Source organism: Streptomyces sp. NPDC001822 (assembly GCF_042892135.1).
Lineage (GTDB): Bacteria > Actinomycetota > Actinomycetes > Streptomycetales > Streptomycetaceae > Streptomyces.
The window spans coordinates 257,790-273,957 of record NZ_JBIATW010000003.1; the positions used below are offsets into that span (position 1 = coordinate 257,790).

At 70.6% G+C, this 16,168-nt stretch carries 11 protein-coding genes; 5 read left to right on the forward strand and 6 right to left on the reverse strand.

Going from position 1 to position 16,168, the window contains the following annotated elements; translation table 11 throughout:
* Nucleotides 1–100 precede the first annotated feature (100 nt).
* The gene (locus ACFYY2_RS09215) at nt 101–277 is read left to right on the forward strand and encodes a CsbD family protein (protein WP_388739218.1); all 177 of its coding nucleotides are present in this window, start codon (nt 101–103) and stop codon (nt 275–277) included.
* Nucleotides 278–434: 157 nt separating this feature from the next.
* Here the strand turns inward: ACFYY2_RS09215 and ACFYY2_RS09220 are convergent, their stop codons facing one another.
* A complete protein-coding gene (locus tag ACFYY2_RS09220) occupies nt 435–809 on the reverse strand; it encodes a hypothetical protein (protein ID WP_388739221.1) in 375 nt (124 codons plus the stop codon).
* A 768-nt stretch (nt 810–1,577) separates the two neighbouring features.
* Between ACFYY2_RS09220 and ACFYY2_RS09225 the strand changes: the two genes are divergently transcribed.
* The 4 genes from ACFYY2_RS09225 to ACFYY2_RS09240 all read left to right on the forward strand — a co-directional run bounded on the left by ACFYY2_RS09225 (nt 1,578) and on the right by ACFYY2_RS09240 (nt 8,357).
* Nucleotides 1,578–2,567 (forward strand): hypothetical protein, encoded by a 990-nt coding sequence (locus ACFYY2_RS09225; RefSeq protein WP_388739222.1) that lies wholly within the window; start codon nt 1,578–1,580, stop codon nt 2,565–2,567.
* 67 nt (nt 2,568–2,634) lie between these two features.
* A complete protein-coding gene (locus tag ACFYY2_RS09230; protein ID WP_388739225.1) occupies nt 2,635–4,482 on the forward strand; it encodes an HSP90 family protein in 1,848 nt (615 codons plus the stop codon).
* A 2-nt stretch (nt 4,483–4,484) separates the two neighbouring features.
* Nucleotides 4,485–7,418 (forward strand): hypothetical protein, encoded by a 2,934-nt coding sequence (locus ACFYY2_RS09235; RefSeq protein ID WP_388739228.1) that lies wholly within the window; start codon nt 4,485–4,487, stop codon nt 7,416–7,418.
* 114 nt (nt 7,419–7,532) lie between these two features.
* Entirely contained in the window at nt 7,533–8,357 is an 825-nt protein-coding gene (locus tag ACFYY2_RS09240; protein ID WP_388739231.1) for a class I SAM-dependent methyltransferase, read from the forward strand.
* 131 nt (nt 8,358–8,488) lie between these two features.
* Here ACFYY2_RS09240 and ACFYY2_RS09245 read toward each other — a convergent pair whose 3' ends face one another.
* The 5 genes from ACFYY2_RS09245 to ACFYY2_RS09265 form a co-directional block, all read right to left on the reverse strand.
* Nucleotides 8,489–9,730 carry an SGNH/GDSL hydrolase family protein gene (locus ACFYY2_RS09245; RefSeq protein WP_388739233.1) on the reverse strand — a complete coding sequence of 414 codons (1,242 nt, stop codon included), beginning with the start codon at nt 9,728–9,730 and terminating at the stop codon, nt 8,489–8,491.
* Nucleotides 9,727–12,180, reverse strand: coding sequence for a glycoside hydrolase N-terminal domain-containing protein (locus ACFYY2_RS09250; protein WP_388740032.1), 2,454 nt, complete (start codon nt 12,178–12,180; stop codon nt 9,727–9,729). The genes ACFYY2_RS09245 and ACFYY2_RS09250 overlap by 4 nt, the downstream gene beginning before the upstream one ends.
* A gap of 155 nt (nt 12,181–12,335) precedes the next feature.
* The gene (locus tag ACFYY2_RS09255; RefSeq protein WP_388739236.1) at nt 12,336–14,168 is read right to left on the reverse strand and encodes an alpha-galactosidase D; all 1,833 of its coding nucleotides are present in this window, start codon (nt 14,166–14,168) and stop codon (nt 12,336–12,338) included.
* A gap of 56 nt (nt 14,169–14,224) precedes the next feature.
* A complete protein-coding gene (locus tag ACFYY2_RS09260) occupies nt 14,225–15,145 on the reverse strand; it encodes a carbohydrate ABC transporter permease (RefSeq protein ID WP_388739239.1) in 921 nt (306 codons plus the stop codon).
* Nucleotides 15,142–16,116, reverse strand: coding sequence for a carbohydrate ABC transporter permease (locus ACFYY2_RS09265; RefSeq protein ID WP_388739241.1), 975 nt, complete (start codon nt 16,114–16,116; stop codon nt 15,142–15,144). The genes ACFYY2_RS09260 and ACFYY2_RS09265 overlap by 4 nt, the downstream gene beginning before the upstream one ends.
* Nucleotides 16,117–16,168: the final 52 nt, after the last annotated feature.

The following is a 16,168-nucleotide window of genomic DNA, read 5'->3' on the forward strand; positions in this document are numbered from 1 at the left end:
CACATGCTTTCCCTCGTCCGGAATTCTCGTGGTTTATCCCGAGAGCCTCAGGTCAGACGGTGGGCGACGATGTTCTCGAGTACGACGGGATGTGTGTTTCGTGGCTGCCGACGAAAAGACCCGGGCAAAGGGTGAGCAGGCCGAGGGAAAGGTCAAGAAGACTGTCGGCGGGGCCGTGGGCAACGAGTCCCTGACGGCCGAAGGCCGTGCGGAAGAGGCCAAGGGTGATCTCCGCGAGGCCAAGGAGAAGGCGAAGGACGCATTCAAGTCCAAGTGAATCCGTCTTCACCGATCCCGGCGGCCGAACCTTTCCTCGGCCGCCGGGATCAGCTCTGTCCCGCTCGAACGGCAGATATTCCTCCCAGCCCGAGCCGCACGCGGAGCCCGTCGAGCGGAGCCACATGCAGCGGGTCCACGCGGAGGGGCGGTGCGGCCTATCCCTCGCCGTCGCCGGGGACGTCGGCCTCGACGGTGCTCCCGCCGTCCACGGAGGTGCCGGACTCCGGTGAGCCGGACGCATCCCGCGTCGGATCGGCGGCCGCGGGTTCCCCATCGGTGACCCCCGGCGCCACGCGCTCCTCCTGGGTGGTGAGCGGAAGCGACGGCGCTGTCGAATCGCCGCCGAAGAGGGAGAGCACTATGGAGGCCGCGAAGGCCGTGCAGACGACGGCGATGAGCCATCCCACCTTGCGCAGCGTCTTCCCCCGGCGACCGCTCTCGTCGACGAACACCGGGTTGTCCTGCCCGTCCGCGGAGCGCGCGTGACCGGCCAGACCGGAGAGCTGACGCAGAACGCCATGCAGCTGCATGGTCACCTCATGGCGTTCATGGCTGTGTCCGGTCCGGGTGTCTTCCTGCCTGTTCTCCACGGCTGTACGCACATCCCCCAACGGACTGGAACCGGAGCGCACGCACGGACGGCCCCAGCGGAATCGGTGATCCGAGAGCCGAACTACGTCCCCACCCGTGGTCTTCGCTCCGGAGAATGAATGTAGCGCACGAAGTTGACGGCAGGATCCGCCGTCCCCTGAGTTCCGCAGGTCACGTGTCCCTCGACGCCCAGCGGCTGTGCGGCCGCCCCGGCGCGGCCCGGCGTACCGGCGTCCGTATGGGCCGGACAAAGGCTGGAATTCGTGACAGTCGCACATCGGCGAAACCTGACGCGTGACAAGAGGAGGCGCGCGACAAGAGGAAGCGCGACAAGAGGAAGCGCGACGATAAGACGCGCGACAAGAGGAGGCGCGAACCTCGGAATACCGCCGAGCCCAGACCTGAACGACTGCGTCACGCGCGTCAGCGGGACATGGAGCTCGAACTCGAACTCATCGTGAACCCCGTCGACCGCGGGACCGACGTGGGGTGCGCGAGAGGCGTCTCGGGTCCGGTGCCGCCCCACCGCCCGGGCGACGACCCGCCCCTGGCGCACGTGCTGTTGCCGTCCGGCGCCGGTTGTCGTCAGGAGGGGCGATGACCGGGTGGAACGCGTGAAGCAACCGTGAATACCCTGTGGACGCGTTGTCGGTGGTGACGCTTATGCTGCACCCCGATGATCACGCTGGACCAGGGGAGGGCGCGGCATGTTCGGCAAGCTGTTCGACAGGACCGGGGAGAGACCCCCGACGGATCCGCACGCCCTTCCCGTCCCTCGCAGGCAGAAGAACGGGATGTACACGCTGCGCGCACTCGGCGACGCGCGGGTGCTCGCCCTGCTGGAGGCGGCCGACGAGCGTGACTGGGAGGCGGTCAAGGCCGCACTGGCCCCGTTCGACATCGGGCATGACCAGCCGGTCCTGGGCGAACTCGCCAACTGGGACGGGCTGCAGGAGTGGATCGTGCGTGCCGCCGACGAGGACAAGGAACACCGCGCGGTGGCCCTCCTCATATCCGGGGCACGCCATGTCGCCTGGGGATGGGAGGCGCGCACGGCCGCCCGCGCCGTGAATGTCACGCGGGAACAGTGGCGTGTCTTCCACGAGCGTCTCCACATCGCCGAACAGCATCTGTTCGAGGCCGCGGAACTGCGCCCGGACTGGGTGACACCGTGGCGCCATCTGCTCACCTCCGGCCGTGGCATGTCGCTGGGCCTCGCGGTCAACGAGACCCGGCTCGACGCCGCGATGCGCCGCGACCCGCTGAACCTGGACATCCACGTGGAATGGCTGCAGCAGTTGCAGCCGCGCTGGGGCGGCGAGCCGGGCCAGGGCATGGAGTTCGCCCGAGACGCGCTCGCCCGGACTCCGCAGGGCCACCGGCTGGGCTGCGTGATCGCCATGGCGCACATCGAGGACTGGGTGGAGTCGGACACCCAGGAGTGCCTGGAGACCTCCGGAATCCAGGCGGAGCTGCGGGAAGCGGCCGAGCACAGCATCCTCCACCCCGACTACGAGCGGCGCCCCGGCTGGCAGCAGGACTTCAACATGTTCGCCATGGCCCTGTCGCTCGCCGACGAACGCCACGCGGCCAAGCGGGTCTTCCGGGCGCTCGACGGCGCGTACACCCGATGGCCCTGGACGTACATGGCGGAGGCCGAGCAGCAGTTCGCACGGCACTCCCGCCGCCGCGGCTGAGCGGACTCCGCTCGCATCCCGCCCCGCCCACCGGCCCCCTGCCACCTCTCCCACTCCGGACTGCCCGATGACTCTGCCCCACACCGCCACGAACCCGGCCGGCGCCGACCACACCTTCCAGGTGGACCTGCGCGGCCTCGTCGATCTCCTCTCCCACCACCTCTACTCCAGCCCGCGGGTCTATCTCCGCGAACTCCTGCAGAACGCGGTCGACGCACTGACCGCACGGCACGGCATCGAACCCGACGCCCCCGCGGACGCATTCGGAATCCGTATGTACGCCGACGGATCGGTGGTCCGTGTCGAGGACGACGGCGTCGGTCTCACCGAAGCCGACGTGCACACCTTCCTCGCCACGATCGGCCGCAGCAGCAAGCGGGCCGAACGGATCGCGGAACAGCGTGGCGACTTCATCGGCCAGTTCGGGATCGGTCTGCTCTCGTGCTTCCTGGTCGCGGACGAGATCCACGTCGTGAGCCGCTCCGCCCGCACCCCCGGCGCACCCGCCGTGGAGTGGCGGGGACGGGGCGACGGAAGCTACACCATCCGGACCCTGCCCGCGTCCGCCCGCCCCCGGCCCGGCACCACGGTCACGCTGACGCCGCGCGCCGACGCGGCCGAGTGGACCCGGCCCGCGAAGGTGCACGCACTGGCCCGGCACTTCGGGGCCCTGCTGCGCCACCCCGTGACCTTCGACGACGGCACGGGTGGCCCCGGCGCCTCGGTCAACCCCGAGCCCGCCCCCTGGGCACGTACGTACCCGACGCCGGGGACCCGTTCGCGCGCGCTCGCCGCCTACGGCGAGGAGGTCTTCGGCTTCACGCCGCTGGACACCATCGATCTGGATCTGCCCGCGGTCGGCCTCAAGGGCATCGCCTGCGTTCTGCCCGAGGCGGTGCCGGCGGGGCGGCGGCACGGTCACCGCGTGCACGTCAAAGGCATGCTGCTCTCCGAACAGGCCGAGGAGATCCTGCCCGAGTGGGCGTTCTTCGTCCGGTGTGTCGTCGATGCCGAGAGCCTGCGCCCGACGGCGTCCCGCGAGTCCCTGTACGAGGACGACACACTCGCCGCCGTGCGCGACGCGCTGGCCGAGCGGCTCCGTGCCTGGATCGCCCGGGCTGCCGCCAGTGACCCGGATCTGCTCACCCGTTTCCTCCAGGCCCACCATCTGGCCGTCAAGTCGCTCGCGGTCCACGACAACGAGATCATGCGGATGCTGCTGCCGTGGCTGCCGTTCGAGACCACGGACGGACACACCACGCTCGACGCGTTCGCACGGGCCCACCGCACCGTACTCGTGACGTCGAGCGTCGAGGAGTTCCGGCAGGTCGCGGCGATCGCCTCGGCCGCCGGTCTCGGCGTCGTCAACGGCGGCTACACGTACGACCGCGAACTGGTCCACCGCCTCCCCGAGATCAGGCCGGAGGTCAGTGTCGCGGACCTCGATCCGGCGACCCTCACGGCCCACCTCGACCCGGTGGACCGGGAGACGGAGCTGGCTGCCGCGGCCTACCTCGCCCTGGCCCGCGAGGCGCTCGCCGTGTTCGACTGCGACGTCGCGTTGCGCACCTTCCAGCCCGCGTCCGCCCCCGCCCTCCTCATGGACAGCAGGGAAGCCCGGCACGAGCGGACACGCTCGCAGCTCGCCCGTGAGCAGGACGGCGGCCTGTGGGGCGACATCCTCGGTGCCCTGCGCCAGGAGGCCCCGAGAGCCCAGCTGATCCTCAACCAGCTCAACCCCCTGGTCCGCACGGCCGTGGCCATCGACGCGCCCGAGCTGGCACGTACCAGCGCGGAAGCGCTCTACGGGCAGGCCGCGCTGCTGTCCCGGCGCCCGCTGAGACCCTCCGAATCGAGCCTCATCAACCGCTCCTTCCTCGACCTTCTCGCCCACGCCCTCCGCAAGGACAGCTGACGATGCCGACCGCACCCCAGACCACCGACGAGCTGTACCGGGCCCTCCAGGACAACGACCGGCTCCCCTACGGCCGCACGCGCACCGTCACCGCCGAGGAACTCGTCGACGCCGCAGAGCAGTTCGGCGAGCCGGTGCCGCTCGTACAGGCGCTGTTCGAGCTCCAGGAGGCGTACACCTATGGCTCCGAGCCCCGGAAGTCGCCCGTCGTCTTCGCCCGTCTGCTCACCCTGTTCGACGAGCAGCCCGACGTCTTCGACGAACGCCTGCGCCACACGCTGTTCTGGCGGTTCAAGTGGGTGGCGAACGCCCTGCGCCAGCTCCCCGAGGTTCCGCTGGTCAGTCTGCGCCAGTGGCTGACGGAGATGGGCGAGCGGTACGAGAAGCAGGGCTTCGGCCTCCAGCCCTACTACGGGCAGGCCTACCAGCTCGCCGCCCACGCGGGTCAGGACACCACCCTCGCCTACGAGCTGTGGGCGGGCCGGGCCCGCACCCCGCTCAGCGACTGCGAGGCGTGCGAGATCTGCGAGCGGGCCCGCTTCCACCTCGCCGCCGGTGACGACGAGCGGGCCCTGCGGACCTGGGAACCCGTCCTGGCGGGCAAGGAATCCTGCCAGGAGGAGCCCGCCCGCTCCGTCTCGTACGCACTGCTTCCCCTGCTGCGCACCGGCGGGACCGACCGGGCCCGTGAACTGCACCTCGCCGGCTACCGCCGCTGCCGCCGCAACCCCTCGATGGCCGGCGAGGTCGGCCGTCACCTGGAGTTCTGCGCGCTGACGGGCAACGAGGCGCGCGGTCTGGAACTGCTGGCCGAGAACCGGAACCTCCTCGACGACGTCGACTCACCGCTCGACCTGTGCGACTTCCTCACCGGTGTGGAAGTCCTCCTCCAGCGCGTCGAGCACCTCGGCCACGGCGGCCTGCCCGCCGCCGGGTTCGCGGGCCGCACCTGGACCGTGGCCGGCCTGCGCGCCGAAGTGGGCGGCCGTGCCGACGCCCTCGCCGCCCGGTTCGACGCCCGCAACGAGACGTCGGCGCACGCCGACCGGCGGAGGGTCCGCCTCGACCGCGCCCCGCTCACGGACGCACTGGAACTCACCCTGCGCACCCGCGGCCTCGACGAGGCCGCGGCCGAGGCGCCCGCTGCCGAGCCCGCCGCACGGACGGCCGCCGTCCTTCCCGAGGCGCTGCCCGAACTGATCGCCCGGGCGAGGGCGCTGGACGAGCAGGGCCACCCGGAGGCGCAGGCGTGCTGGGCGCGACTGCGCACGCTCACCGCCTCCCGGGACTACACCCACCCCGACGATCCGGCCGTCGGCCCCCTCGTACGTCTGCGCGCCGACCTGCTGGCCGACGAGGCGACCCGGGCGGGGGAGAGGGACGAGTACGCCGAATCCGCGGACCTGCACGCCGAGGCCGCGGGCCTCTACGAGGATGCCGGGATGCCCGGTGAGGCAGCCGTCGCCCACGCCTGCTCGCTGCTCTCCGCGGCAGAGGTCCCCTCGGAGGGAGCCGACGGCGCAGAGGCCAAGGTCGCCGCGCTGACCGCCGTCCACGAAGGCGTCGTCCGTCTGCAGGAGGAGACGCAGGGCCTCGCGCCCCACCAGGAGGCACGCCTGCTGCGGCTGCGGGCGACGGCGCTCGGCCTGCGCCTCCAGACGTCGGGGAGCGACGAGCACGTCGCGCCCGTGTTCGCGGAAGCGGACCTGCTCCACGCGTTCGCCACCCGGCACGACCTCATCACGCAGATCTCCGGCGCCCTGATGCTGCGGGCCAGCGCACACGCCATATCCGGCGCGCTGCCTGCCGCGGTGGCCGAGATCGACGCCCTGCAGAACCGGCTGAAGACGCACGGGCCCGCGTGGCACCTGCCCCGCACGCTCGGACTGCGCGGCCGTCTGCAGCTCGGTCTCCGCGACGCCCGCGCGGCGCAGGCGGACCTTTCCGAGGGGTTGCGACTGGCCGCCGACTGGCCGGCCGACGTCATCGACACCGCCCGTCTCCACGCCGATCTCGCGGAGACCTGCATGCACCTCGGGCGCCCCGAGGAGGCGCTGCGCCACCTCACACGGTCGGCGGAGGCGGAACTGCGCCGCGGCAGCCGTACCGACGCGTACTGCGCGTACAGCAACGCAGCGCAGCTCAGTCTCGACCTGGGGCGTGTCGAGGACTGCATCGCCCTGCTCGACTCCCTCCTGACCGAGCCGGACGTCGTCGCCGGCGAGTTGGACGACCGGCTCGTCGCCCAGCTGCGCCTGACCCGCGCCCGTGCGCTGCACTCGGGAGAGGACCTCAAGGCGGCCGTCGTGGAATTCGTCGCCCTGGCCGCCGAGTCGGCAGGCTGGGACGACGACCCGGGGAGCCACGCCATGATCGCGGCGGAGACGGCCGTGCTCCTCGCCGAGTCCGGCGAGTTCGACCGCGCCGCGGAGGCCGCGGCGCAGGCCCTCGCCGCCCACGCCCGGGCACCGCGCTACGAACAGGTCAGCAACAGCCTGCGGGAACTCGCGAGGCTCCAGGCCCAGCAGCAGGGCCCCGACGGCCTGGAACAGGCTCTCGAACGTCTCGCCGACGCCGGCATGATCGCCGACGAGGCCCGCGCCGCCGAGTACGAGGCGCACGGCCGCTCCCTGGACACCGCCCTGGCCTACGAACACGGGCGGGTCTACGCCTACGTGGGCGAGTACGAGAACGCCCTGGTCGCGCTGGAGAAGGCGCTGGGGCTGATCGGCGATCCCGGTGCGGAAGGGGACCGTGCGGGCGAGTGGGCCGAGTGCGTCCGTCTCGCGGGCGCCGTGGAGGGCATCTACCTGAAACGGACCGCCCCCGCGCTCACCCGCCTCGACGCGGCCGTCTCCCGGCTGAACGCCCTGGGGCACACCGGGGAAACCGAGCCCCTGACCGCCTTGGCGGCCCGCCTGCGCGACGAGCAGTGACGGGGTGCGCGGTGCCGGACCGGGCCCTCGCCCGCCCCGGCACCGCGCGGCGCTTTCCGGCCGTCCGGGCCACCGTCCCCGGCCGCCCCCGAGGCGCCACACTAGGTTGGACGGATGACGACGACCACCGCATCGCAGGAAGCCTTCCTGCGGGCCTTTCACTCCGAGCAACCGGCCGTCACCGCCGAGGCGTTCGCCCGTGGCCGCGCCCCGAACGGGAAGTCCAGCTACGAGATCCTGCGTGATCGGGTCGCCGGCAGCAGGCGCGTGCTGGACCTCGGCTGCGGGGACGGGCTTCTGCTGGAGTACCTGGCCGCGAGCGAGGGGCGGCAGCTCGCGGGGGTGGACCTGTCTCCGGAGTCGGTGGCGCTGGCACGACGCAGGCCCGCCCTCACCGGAGCGAGGCTGGAAGAGGGGCGGGCTCAGGAACTGCCCTTCCCCGACGACGGTTTCGACGCCTGTGTCTCGCACATGGCGCTGATGCTCATGGCCGACATCGAGCAGGTGGCCGCGGATGTCGCCCGAGTGCTGGCGCCCGGCGGAGTGCTGGCCTGTGTGCTGGGCGGCGGCGCCGCCGGGGGCGAGGCTCACGAGCGGTTCGGCGGGATGCTGCGCTCCGCGCTCGACGAGGCGCCCGCGGCCCGACGCGTCCCGGCACTGGGCGACAGAAGGACACGCACCCGTGAAGGACTCGACGAGATCCTCGGGACCGCGGGCTTCGGAGCGGCGGACTGGGAGACCGTGACCATCGACCTGAGCGGTTCCGCCGAGGAGGTGTGGGGCTCCCTGTCAGGCATGTACGACCTCGCTCCGCTGGATCACGCCACCGTGACGGCCCTGCGGGAGAGCTTCCTCGCCGGCACGGCGGAATCGGCCGGCCGGGACGGGCACGTCGCCTGTGCCTTCAGAATCCACGTGGCGACGGCCCGCCTGCGCTGACGCGGCGCGGCAGCTGCGGCCGGGGACGGGACCGGGCCGCCCCGGCAGGTCCGCGCCGGACCACGGGACCGCTGGGGACGGCCCCGGCCGCCGTCAGTGACCCGGCCACGACCGCCCCCGCCGCGCCCCCGTCAGCCGCGCTCGCACTCCAGGGACGCCGGAGCCACCGAGTCGGCCATGGCCTGCATGCCCTTGTCGTTGGGATGCAGGTGGTCGCCGCCGTCGAACGTCGGCAGGATCCGCTGCGCGTCGTACGGGCTGCGCAGCACCTTGTCGAAGTCGGCCACGGCGTCCGCCTCTCCGCTCGTGCGGATCCACTCGTTCACCTGGGTGCGCACCGCCTCACCCTGCGGATCCCACTCCGACCAGCCCTTGAACGGCAGGACGGTGGCACCGACGACGCACAGGCCCGCCGCGTGGGACCGGTCGATGACCTCGCGGTACCCCTCGATGAGCGCGGCCGCCGTGACCCCGCTGTGCGACTTGAGGTCGTTGACGCCCTCGAACAGCACGACGGTCCGCACACCCGGCAGCGACAGCACGTCACGGTCGAGCCGCTTGAGCGCGCTCTGCGCGGCACCGTCGGCCAGCACCTTGTTGCCCGAGATGCCCGCGTTCGCCACACCCTTCACCGTGCCGTCCGCGGAGGCGTGCAGCCGTCGGGCCAGATAGTCGGGCCAGCGCAGGTTCCTGTCGCTGCTCGACTGCCAGCCGTCCGTGATGGAGTCCCCGAGCGTCACCACGCCGCCGGTGTCCCGGTCCGCGTCCACGGTGACCGCGTCGAGGTAGAACCACGACCCCAGCCGTTCCGTGTACGCCCCGCCGTCCTCCTCCGCCGTGTGCTCGCCACTCGTCGCGTACGACGTCTGCATGGCCATCCCGTGCCCGCTCGCCGGGCCGCCCGTGTCGCGCACGTACAGGCTCACGGCCAGATCGCTCATCGCCGCGACCTTGCCGGGCACCGGATCGCTGTAGCGGATCTCGCCGGGAGCCAGGGTCACCGAGGTCTCACCGCCGAAGGTGAGTCTCTTGTTGCTGCCGCGCCGCAGCAGGGCGCCGCTGTCGCGGAGCCCCGCGTACGCGCTGCCGATGACGAGAGGGCGGTCGCCGAAGGCGTTGGACACCCGGATCCGCAGCCCCTTGCCGCCGACGCTCGTCCGCAGGACGAGACGGTAGCTCCGGTCGCCGGGAGCGTCCCCGAGCCGGTCGGCGCTCGCCGCCCAGGTGACCACGGACTTCGCGGGAGGGGAAGGCACGGCGGCGGGCGCTGCCGCGTCGGCCGACGGGAGGTGGGCCGGTCCCAGGAGTGTCGCCGCGAGGGTGAGTGCGCTGATCAGCCCGAGGCGCACGGCGCGGCGTGCGGGCGCGCTCACGCGAAGTCCCGCAGCGTGACGGCCGCGCCGGGCCGGAGGTCCACGTCGCGAGCACGGCCGCCGCCCGCCGAGACCTTCGTCGTGCGTCCGCCGACACTGCGGATCCTCGCCTCACGCACCTTTCCGTCCCGCCAGCTCAGGTCCACGACGAACCCGCCGCGTGCGCCGATGCCGGTGACCGAGCCGGACCGGGCCCACGCGTCCGGCAGCGCGGGAAGCAGCTCGATGTGGCCGGGCCGTGAGTACAGCAGCATCTCGATCATCGCGGCCGGGGTGCCGAAGTTCGACTCGATCTGGAAGATCCCCCGGCCCTTCTCCACCTCGTAGATGTCGAAGAGGTTCATCGAGCTGCCGTTGGTGCCGTCGACGGAGGGCCGCAGGTTGTTGACGACCAGCGCGTACGCGTTGTCCGCGTGCTTCAGGCGCGCCCAGCACAGGGCGCGCCAGGCGTTCGCCCAGCCGAAGCTCTCCATGCCACGGGCGGTGAGCAGTTCGGTGGCACCCTTGACCAGCGCCGCGGGTGAGGCGCCGGGGCGGATGCGGTCACCGGGGAACAACCCGATCAGCGGCGAGAGGTGGCGGTGAGTGGTCTCGCCGAGGTTGTCGGGGGACATCCATTCCTGGAGCCAGCCGGTCTTCGGGCTGACCTCCGGCATGTACAGCCGTTCCTGGAGCCCCGCCACGGTCCCGGCGAACGCGGCGTCCCTGCCGAGGAGCCGGCTGGCCTCGCGGTAGTTGGCGAACAGCTGGCGGACCACCTCCTGCGCGTACGTGATGCCCTTCGCGTCCTGGGGGCCGTGCTCGGGCGACCAGTCCTTGTCGGCGACGAGGACCTCGCGCGTCCCGCCGGTCTCCGCGTCCGTGACCGTCATGGTCACCAGCCGGGTCTCCCAGAACTCGCACGCGCCCTTGAGCAGGGGGTAGATCTTCCTCACGTGTGCGAGATCCCGCGTGTACTCGTAGTGCTCCCAGAGCGAGTTGCAGAGCCACGCGTTGCCCGGCGGGTGCCACCACCAGCCGAGCCCGCCGTGGATGTTGGTGGAGTACGCCACCGTCCAGCCGGCGACCTTCCCCGAGGAGTTGCGGAACCGGTTGCGCGGGTCGTTGAAGTTCTTCCGGGTGAGCTCCGACCACACCGGAAGCTGCGCGAGACAGTAGTCGGTGAAGGCGTCGAAGTTGCGCGAGAGGCCCGTCCGGTCGGCCATCCAGTAGTTCATCTGGATGTTGACGTCGGTGTGGTAGTCACCCATCCAGTCCGGATCGTTGCCGTCCAGCCACGGACCCTGGAGGGCCACCGGAAGACCGTCCCGTGAACTGGCGACCATCAGGTAGCGCCCGAACTGAAGGTACAGAGCTTCCAGTTCGGGGTCGGGTACGTCCTGCTGTGTACGGAACTTGAGCCGTTCCCAGGTGTCGAGCGCACGCTGATCCGCGGTCGAGGTGCCCAGCGAGACGCTCATCCCTCCGAACTGGTCCCGGTGGTCCGCGACATGCGTGTGCAGGAGGGTGGTGGGGGAGTGGCCCACGGCGTCCAGCACCTTCGTCACGGCGAGCGCCGCCGGATCGAGGCCCGGGTCGCGGAAGCCGGCGGTGGAGTCGGGGGCGTAGTTCGATCCACCGCTGATGACCACGGTCAGGTCGGCGCACCGGGTGAACTCGATGTGTGAGCCGCTCGTGGTGACCGAGCCGCTCCTGCTGCGGGCGGTGACGGCGGCGCCGTAGCGCAGCCCGTTCGCGAACTGCGAGCCGAAGAAGAGGCTGTCCTTCTTCGCGTCCACCGACGTCTTCTCGCCGTGCGTGCCGTCGAGCGAGATCGTTCCAGTGTAGTGGCCGCCGCCGCGCTGCGAGAAGTGGACGACGATCACGTCGTCGGGGTGGCTGGCGAAGACACGGCGCTCGTAGGTGACGCCCGCCCGGGTGTATCCGGAGAGGACCAGGCCCTGCTCGACGTCCAGCTCGCGACGGAAGCCGTTGACCGACCCGAGATCATGGTCAGGGATCTCCACCGTCACATGGGCCAGCTGGGTGAGGCTGCCGAAGTCCGCCCGGCCGTATGGGAACTGACCGTCCGACTCCAGCTCGTCGTTGATCCCGCCGGTCCACAGCGTGGCGTCCGAGACGAAGAGGAGCTCATGGCCGGGGTCGTTGCCGACGAGCGCGCCGAGCCGGCCGTTGCCGACGGGCAGGGCCCGTTCGAGCATCGTCGTCGCACCCGCGGGGGCGCGGTACCACATGCGGGTCGTGGAGCCCTCCCCGTCGGCGAGCATGGGGGAGACCGCCGGACGCTGCGGGGGAGCGGTCGCCGCGAACGCGGGCAGGCCGCCGAGCGCGGTGAGCGCGCCGACACCGGCCGCGAGGGAGAGCACACGGCGCCGGGAGGGGTCCGGGCTGTCGCCGGGACCGTTCTGCGCTGGTCTGTTCTGCTGCTGGTCGTACACGGGGAACTCCATTCCTGCGGACATGCGGGTACGCGGACGGGAGGGCACGGGAGGGGGGAGCGGGTCGTGAACGGCACGGAGCGTTGTCCCCGGTGCCGGGCGGGGGAAAGGGGCCGGGGGCGCGCCGCGATCGGTGCGCCCCCGGGACGTGCTCCTGTGCTGCGGGGTCAGACGCGCGGCACGTCGATCTTGTCGATGTCCGGCGCGTACCCGTCACCGCTGTCGAAGACGACGGTGTTGCTGCCGGCCTTCAGCGTGACCGGCACGCTGATCGAGTCGACCGCGGACCAGCCGCCCGTGGCGGGGAAGGCGGTGGCGACGGGTGCCGTGCCGTTGGCGGAGACACCGACCGACCGCGGATCGCCCGAGGTGTAGGCGACCTTGACCATGTAGCGGCCGGCCTTGGCGACGACGACATCGGTGAACTGGACCTTGCCGCCGACGTAGAGGTTGCCGACCTTCTTGCCGCCCGAGCACTCGTCACAGCCGGCGAGCGACGCGTTGCCGGACAGCACGTTGGCAGGGGACTCGGCCTCGTACGCCGTGGTCTGCAGCTTCGGACCCTGCGGGGTCACGGTGAACAGCCGCGAGCCGTGCGCGGGAACGGCCTGGGTGATGCCGTCCTTGTACCGGCCGAGGGACTCGCGGTTCCACACGTCGCGCACGGAGGCCTGGCCGGTGAAGCCGAGCGCCTGCCAGTCCGCCGTCACGGGCGAGGGCGAGCCGCCCTGGTTGAACAGGGCGACGGTGTAGCTGCCGTCGGGGTTCTGGGAGGCCCAGACCTGCTCGTCGCCGACCGAGGTCACCGGCTTCGCGGGCCGGCCCGGCTGCTGGTTGATCGCCAGCACGTCGCGGTTGGTCATCAGCGACAGGCCGTAGTCGTCCAGCTTGGTCAGGTCGTCGCCGCTGTACAGAGGGGACTTGGCGATCGCCCAGAGCGTCATGTAGCTCTGCCGCTCGGCCTTGGTCAGACCGCTCATCGCGGCGTTGCCGACGTTGATGGAGTCCAGGTCGTTCCAGCCGCCGGGACCGGCGTACCGGGTCCACCCGGGCGTGTCACGCCAGCGGTCCTCGACCGAGTTCTCCCACGAGACCAGCGTGTTGCAGTAGCACTCGACGTCCGTGTCGACACGCCACCCGTTGGACGTGGCCTGCCAGTCCTTGGCGTGGCCGATGTCCAGCGACCACGAGATCTCCAGGTGGACCGGTCGCCCGGCGCTCTTGATCGCCTTCTGCCAGGCGGCGACGTCGGCGCGGTTGTCGTAGTTGTCACCGCTCTTGAACGAGCCGGGGCCCACACCGTCGAGCTTGAGGAAGTCGTAGCCCCAGTCCGCGATGAGCTGCGCCTGCGAGTCGACGTACTTCTGAGCGCACGGCTTCGAGAAGTCGATCTTGTACGAGCTGTCCCAGCCGTTGGTCGTCCGCAGGTCGCTGTAGACGATGTCCCCGGTGGTGCAGTCGTCGGTGTTCCAGATCCGCAGCTTGCCCTCGCCGTAGCCCTCCTTCTCCAGGCCGACGGGGAGGTAGATGCCGGCCTTGAGGCCCTTGCCGTGGATCCGGTCCGCGACGGCCTTCATCCCGCTCGGGAACCGCTCCGCGTCCGCCTTCTGGCGTCCGAACTTGTCGAACTCCGGAGTCCAGTCCCAGCCGCGCCACCAGCCGGCGTCGATGTTGACGTACTCGTAGCCGAACTTCTTCAGCTTGGACGCCAGGGCGTCCGTCTGCTTGTTCACGTTCTCTTCGGTGAGATAGCTGTAGTCGCCCTTGCTGTTCACCCCCGGGTACTTGGTGGTCTGGAGGCTCCAGCTGCTCCAGCCCATGTACGGCTTCTCGGCGACGGCCGTCGTGCCGGTGGCGGCTTCCTTGACCGCGGGCACCTGGCTGTCGGTGTCTCCTCGGCCCTGGGCCGACGCAGGCGCGGCGACGGCCAGGCCTGCGGTGACGGCGAGGACGAGCGCTGCGCGCACGGTTCTCGCGGCGGTGCGGGTGGATGGGCGCATGGGGAAATGGCCTCCTGCTGTCCGGTGAAGAGGGGAGGTGCGGGTGGGGAACGCGGCTACTTGCCCGAACCGATCGTCAGGCCGCTGATGAACTGGCGCTGCAGTGCGAAGTACACGATCAGCGTGGGGATGGCGGTCATCAGCGCGCCGGCCGCGATGAGGTTGGGATTGGTGAAGTACTCGCCCTGCAGGCTCGCGAGTGCCGAGGTGACGGGACGCTTGTCGCCGGTCTCGATCAGTACGAGCGGCCAGAAGAAGTCGTTGTAGATCCAGATCGACTCCAGCGTCGCAAGGGCTGCGAACGCCGGCCGGCACAGGGGCAGCACGATCTGGAAGAACTGACGCCATACGGGGGCGCCGTCCACCAGTGCGGCCTCGGTGATCTCCTTGGGGATCGTCTTCATGTAGTTGCTCAGCACGAAGGTGCAGAAGCCGCACTGATAGGCGATGTGGATCGCGATGATGCCCCAGTAGGAGTTGTAGAGCAGATACGAGTCGCTCAGGAACCAGGGCAGGTTCCACTGGAGGTACAGCCGGTACAGCGGGGTGATGAGCACCTGGGCGGGGAGCAGGTTGCCCGCGGTGAACAGCATCAGCAGCGCGATGTTCCAGCGGAAGTCGAAGCGCGAGACGTAGAAGGCCACCGCGGCGGAGAAGAACAGCGTGCCGAGGACGGCCGGCACGGTGACCAGCACCGAGTTCCAGAAGAAGTGCACGAGGCCCGACTGCGCCCAGGCGTCGGTGAAGTTCTGCAGGCTGAGGCTGCGGGGCCAGGACAGATAGCCGTTCGCGGCGGTGTCCTCGTACGGTCGCAGCGAGGTGTACATCGCCCACAGCAGCGGGATCAGCCAGAGCAGGGAGACACCGGCGAGGAAGAGATGCCTGCCGGTCTGCCGGCGGGGGCGTGACCGCTTCGCGTCGGGTGTGCCGTGCGGTGCCCGGGGCGGGGCGGCCGGAGGTGTGGCGGTCGCGGTCACTCCTCCTCCTTGTCCTTGCGGAAGTTCTGTACGAGGAAGGTGCAGATGGCGGTCAGCGAGACCAGGAGCATGATCACCGCGATGGCCGAGCCGTAGCCGATGTGGCTGGTCTCGCCGACGATGTTGTCGGTGATCAGGAGCGAGAGCAGCTCCATGCCGGGCTTGCTGCCGATGCCGCCGCCCAGGACGTACACGATGTCGAAGGCGCGCAGCGACTCCATGGCCGTGACGACGAGGATGACGATGTTGACCGGCTTCAGTGCGGGGAAGACCACGCGCAGGAACGTCTGACGGCCGTTGGCGCCGTCCAGAGCGGCGGCTTCCTTGAGCGCGGGGTCGAAGCCCTTGAGCCCGGCCAGGTAGAGGATCATGATGTAGCCGGTGTGACGCCAGGCGGACGCGACGAGCACCGCCCACAGGTTGAGGTCGGGATCGGACAGCCAGTCGATGTGGGTGCCCGGGGAGACGGCGCCGATGATCCCGTTCAGCAGACCGTTGTCCGGGTTGTAGATGATCTCCCAGATGAGTCCGACCACCGCCAGCGACAGCACCATGGGCAGGAAGATCGCGGTCTGGTAGATCCGGGTGAACCTGATCTTCCGGTCCAGCTGGTACGCGAGGAATATGCCGAACGGTGTCGGCAGCAGCGCGGTGAACAGCAGCCAGATCACGTTGTGCTGGACGGCCGGCCAGAACGGCGGGTAGTTGGTGAAGATCTCACCGTAGTTCTCCCAGCCGATCCAGTCGATGTCGGACAGCGCGATGCCGTCCCAGCTGGTGAAGGAGAGTGCGAAGGAGGCGAGCGCGGGCAGCCAGACGAAGATCAGCAGGGCCAGCAGCGGCACACCGACGATGACGCCGAGGAACAGCCTGTCGCGCAGACTCAGCCTGCGCGGCCTGCCCGGTCGGGCCGGCACCCGGTGAGCGGCCGGCGTGACCGGCTCCTCCGGTGCTTCGAGTGTGGAAGTCATGGGGTTTGGGCGTCCCTCGGCGGGTCGACGGGGTGGCGGTTCGGGTATCGGG

What these genes read in the sequence shown, in the direction of transcription:
- ACFYY2_RS09220 (WP_388739221.1), bottom strand. Translation starts at nt 809, where the DNA reads ATGCAGCTGCATGGCGTTCTGCGTCAGCTCTCCGGTCTGGCCGGTCAC.
- ACFYY2_RS09250 (WP_388740032.1), bottom strand. Translation starts at nt 12,180, where the DNA reads ATGGAGTTCCCCGTGTACGACCAGCAGCAGAACAGACCAGCGCAGAAC.
- ACFYY2_RS09230 (WP_388739225.1), top strand. Translation starts at nt 2,635, where the DNA reads ATGACTCTGCCCCACACCGCCACGAACCCGGCCGGCGCCGACCACACC.
- ACFYY2_RS09225 (WP_388739222.1), top strand. Translation starts at nt 1,578, where the DNA reads ATGTTCGGCAAGCTGTTCGACAGGACCGGGGAGAGACCCCCGACGGAT.
- ACFYY2_RS09235 (WP_388739228.1), top strand. Translation starts at nt 4,485, where the DNA reads ATGCCGACCGCACCCCAGACCACCGACGAGCTGTACCGGGCCCTCCAG.
- ACFYY2_RS09240 (WP_388739231.1), top strand. Translation starts at nt 7,533, where the DNA reads ATGACGACGACCACCGCATCGCAGGAAGCCTTCCTGCGGGCCTTTCAC.
- ACFYY2_RS09265 (WP_388739241.1), bottom strand. Translation starts at nt 16,116, where the DNA reads ATGACTTCCACACTCGAAGCACCGGAGGAGCCGGTCACGCCGGCCGCT.
- ACFYY2_RS09255 (WP_388739236.1), bottom strand. Translation starts at nt 14,168, where the DNA reads ATGCGCCCATCCACCCGCACCGCCGCGAGAACCGTGCGCGCAGCGCTC.